General features: G+C 35.2%; 2 protein-coding genes and 1 pseudogene. 2 read left to right on the top strand and 1 reads right to left on the bottom strand.

Features of this window, described 5'->3' with window-relative positions; genetic code table 11:
• Positions 1-91: 91 nt before the first annotated feature.
• Positions 92-1,531, top strand: coding sequence for a nicotinate phosphoribosyltransferase (locus tag HMPREF0518_RS04875; protein WP_003626697.1), 1,440 nt, complete (start codon positions 92-94; stop codon positions 1,529-1,531).
• Complete coding sequence (locus HMPREF0518_RS04880) at positions 1,528-2,082, top strand: cysteine hydrolase family protein (protein ID WP_003626700.1); 555 nt, start codon at positions 1,528-1,530, stop codon at positions 2,080-2,082. The genes HMPREF0518_RS04875 and HMPREF0518_RS04880 overlap by 4 nt, the downstream gene beginning before the upstream one ends.
• 71 nt (positions 2,083-2,153) lie before the next feature.
• Here HMPREF0518_RS04880 and HMPREF0518_RS04885 read toward each other — a convergent pair.
• Positions 2,154-3,553 (bottom strand): annotated as a pseudogene (locus tag HMPREF0518_RS04885) (FAD-binding oxidoreductase).
• Positions 3,554-3,667: the final 114 nt, after the last annotated feature.

The raw sequence follows: 3,667 nt of genomic DNA on the forward strand, positions 1-3,667 counted from the left end.
ATCACTGCTTTTTTCTGGTTAAATATTAACTTGCAGTTTAGGTAAAAAGTACTATAATAAGTTCACTTAAATAGATAGGAAGCTTATTATTATGTCACATGAAATGTTGACAGATCTTTATGAATTTTCAATGGCAAATGGCTATTATCAAACCTTGCCTCATGACAAGCAAGCACGTTTTGATGTCTTTTATCGCAATGCACCTGATGAAGATAGCTTTGTGATTAGTGCTGGCTTAATGCAAATTGTTGAAGAAGTTAAAAATTGGCATTTTACTAAGGAAGATATTGATTATCTCCGTGCACTTAATAAATTTTCTGACGAATTTCTTACTTTTTTGAAAGATGCTAAAAATAAATGTACCATCAATGCTATGACTGAAGGAACTCCTCTATTTCCTCGTGAACCAATTTTGACAATTTCAGGTCCACTTATTGAAGTTCAACTTTTAGAAACTCTGGTATTAAATATTTTTAATCATCAATCTCTAATTGCTACTAAAGCTTGGCAAATTACCCATGCTGCCCAAGGTAGAGCTGTAATGGAATTTGGAGCTCGCCGTGCACAAGGCCCCGATGCAGCTACTTATGGTGCTCGGGCTGCGGTAATTGGCGGTTGCACTAGTACTTCAAATGTTCTTGCTGGTCAAAAATTTAATATTCCAGTAGCTGGGACAATGGCACATTCATGGATTGAAAGTTTTCCAGATGAACTCACTGCTTTCAAAGCATGGGCAAAAATTTATCCTGATACTGCTTCCCTACTAGTTGATACATATGACGTTGTAAAATCAGGTGTTCCTAACGCTATTAAAGTATTTCAAGAACTTAAAGCGCAAGGACATCGACCATTAAGTATCCGTATTGATTCTGGTGATATTACTCGTTTAGCTAAAAAAGCTCGGCAAATGCTTGATGATGCTGGTTTATCTGAAGTTAAAATTACTGCTTCCAATGCGCTTGACGCTCATATTGTTAAGTCATTACTTAATGAAGAAGCTCCAATTGATAACTTTGGTATTGGTGAACGTTTAATCACTAGTTCATCAAGTCCTGTACTAAGTGGTGTTTATAAAATGTCCGCTCTAGAAAACAAAGGCCAATGGGTCCCTAAAATCAAGATTAGTAATAGCCGAGAAAAGATTACTTTGCCTGGTAATAAACAAGTTTATCGCTTATATTCAAGAAATGACCCTAAACATGCTTTCGCTGATATTATTGCGTTAGCTGATGAAAAATTAAGAGATAAAATTACAGCTATTGATTCAGATGTTCATGCTACCAATGATGTTGTAACACTTACCGACTTTACTGCTCGTCCATTACTCCATCAAGTATTAGCTGGTCAAAAAGCTGCTCCAATTGAAACAGATACTTTTGCAATTCAAAAATATGCTAAAGAACAAATTGCGGAGTTGCCTGAAGAAACTAAGCGCTTAGTTAACCCTGATCATTATCCTGTATATCTAACTAAGAAATTAGCTGATTTACAAAAGAAATTAATTGCGGAATACAAGGAGGTAAAATTATGAATAATGAAGCTTTATTAATCATTGATTATACTAACGATTTTGTAGCAGATAAAGGTGCTTTGACTTGTGGCTTGCCAGCTCAAAAGATAGAGAAGCAAATTGTATCATTGGCTGAACAATTTTTAAAAGAAAATAAATGGGTGATTCTTCCAACTGACCTGCACTTTAAGAATAATCCTTATCATCCTGAAACCAAGTTGTTCCCTCCTCATAATTTAGGTCATACTTGGGGACGAGAATTTTATGGTGAATTGCAAAAATGGTATGAAGACAATAAAGATAATGATCATGTCTTAATGCTTGATAAAACTAGGTATTCTGCCTTTTGCGGTACTAATTTAGACTTATTTTTGCGGGAAAGAAAGATTACCACTCTTCATTTAACTGGTGTTTGCACCGATATTTGTGTTTTACATACGGCCGTTGATGCTTACAATAAATGCTATAAATTGGTTGTTCATAAAAATGCGGTTGCTAGTTTTGATGAAACTGGCCATAAGTGGGCGTTGAATCATTTTAAGACTTGCCTAGATGCCAAAATAATTGATTAAAATATAAAAAAGAGTTGAGATCAATATTTTCAATATGTATTGTTGATCATCAACTCTTTTTGTTTAAAGCTCTATTTTAAAGGAAAAATCTTGTCAGGATTGATAATTCCGTTTGGATCAAAGACTTTCTTTATCTCACGAAGCAAATTAGTATAATCCTGGCCATAATAATCTTCAAAATAAGCTTGACGAGCATAACCAATACCATGCTCTCCTGACATGTTTCTGTCAACTTCTTTTGCTTTCTTATAAAGTTCAGAAATTACTTTTTTGCTCTTTTGAGCGAAAATATCTTTTGAATCTTTATCGGAACAAAGATAAATATGTAGGTTACCATCACCAGCATGGCCGAAACTTGGAATTCTCATTTTAACTTCTGTTTCTAATTCCTCAATTCTAGTTAATACTTCTGGAATTTTATTAATCGGAACAGAAATATCTACTTCATCCATCATAGGAGTAGAATTTTGAATAGCAAGCAAGAGTTCTTCTCGCGCTTTCCAAATTAGTTGTGCTTTCTCAGAACTTGCTTCTAAAATTACAGCTTGTTTACTACCAAATCTAGTAGTAGTTTTTAAGGCCTGCTCTAGCTCAGCTTTAATCTCCTCTTTTGTAAAAGCATCTAAACCTAAAATAATGAAGCCTTCACCTTTTTCAGGGAATTTTTGATGAGCATATTTTTCCCATAAGTCTAGTACTTGGCGGCCCATAAATTCTACAGTTGTTGGTACTACGCCAGAAGCTAAAATAGCTGGTACTGATTTTAAAGCATCTTCTAAACTAGAGAAGGGTATTAGTGCATTAATCGTTTCTTTTGGTCGAGGATAAAGACGCATGGTGACTTCGGTCACTAACCTAAAGTTCCCTCAGATCCAATGATTAAGTCTTTTAATGAATAACCAGAAGAAGATTTAACAGCTTTTGCTCCGAAAACGTAGCTCTTCCCATTAGCCAAAACGACTTTTAACTTACGAATATGTTCTCTAGTTACACCATACTTAATTGCCTTTAGACCACCGGCATTGGTGTTGACATTACCACCAATTGTAGCCCAATGCATTGCTGGAGCGGGCATATACGTAAACGGTTTATCAGCCCAGAATTCCTCAATATCTTTTAATCTGATACCTGCTTGAACCGTCATTGTTAAGCTGTTAGGCTCATAAGCCAAAATTTTATTCATTTTAACCATATCTAAAGAAATACCACCATGTATTGTTAGATTGGCTCCCATTAGACCGGTTGAGTTACCACGAGGGACTACTGGGATATGGTGATCGTTGGCATACTTAACTACTTTTTCAGCCTCTTCATTAGTAGTTGGCTGAATCACAAGTTCAGGCATTGCTCTGACTGTTTTAAACTGATCATGATCCCAGTGAACAGTTGGTTTTGTGATGAACCGTTCTTTATTAGCAATAAATTCTCGTAAGTTTTTAATATCAGTTTGTGTAAGTGTTTCATGCTCCATTGTTGTCACATCTCTTATTTATTTCTTGATAAAAAAGCAGTGATCTTTAACGACCACTGTTTTTGCTTAAATGAGGACTAAATTAATTATTTTTATTCCGGCTGCCTAGCCAGT

It is taken from the genome of Lactobacillus helveticus DSM 20075 = CGMCC 1.1877 (genome assembly GCF_000160855.1).
Taxonomy (GTDB): Bacteria; Bacillota; Bacilli; order Lactobacillales; family Lactobacillaceae; genus Lactobacillus; species Lactobacillus helveticus.